Raw genomic sequence first — 348 nt, 5'->3', positions numbered from 1 at the left:
CTGGGGCTGTTCTAGCCTCGTCGGGTACGTGCGTCACTCACGCCCGGGCTTGCCTGGGCGTGTTGCATCGGTCAGCCCTGTCCTCAGCTGATGTCCACCTGGTAACGGAAGTTCTCCGCCGCCGCGCGTGACAGGCGGTATTCCAGTGGCGTGCGGTCGTAGCCGAGCGCGGTCCGCTCGATGGCCACGGCGGGGCTGCCGCAGGCGACGTCCAGGGTCGCGGCGAGCTCGTCGTCGGCGGCGGACACCGTCAGGGTCTCCTGGGCGTAGGCGATGCGCTGGCCGCAGTGCTGTTCGTAGAAGGGGTAGAGCAGCTGCGGGAAGTCGGCTGGCGCGACATCCAGCAGC

At 69.3% G+C, this 348-nt stretch carries 1 protein-coding gene; it reads right to left on the bottom strand.

The window, feature by feature from the left end; translation table 11 throughout:
• Positions 1–83: 83 nt before the first annotated feature.
• A partial coding sequence (locus J0A65_RS26610) for a UTRA domain-containing protein (protein WP_206597177.1) occupies positions 84–348 on the bottom strand: 265 nt, incomplete at its 5' end.

The sequence above is a fragment of the Bowmanella yangjiangensis genome (assembly GCF_017255015.1).
GTDB classification, from domain to species: domain Bacteria; phylum Pseudomonadota; class Gammaproteobacteria; order Enterobacterales; family Alteromonadaceae; genus Bowmanella; species Bowmanella yangjiangensis.
Note: the sequence above shows the minus strand (reverse complement) of the source record. Positions and strands in the feature narration are given on the sequence as shown.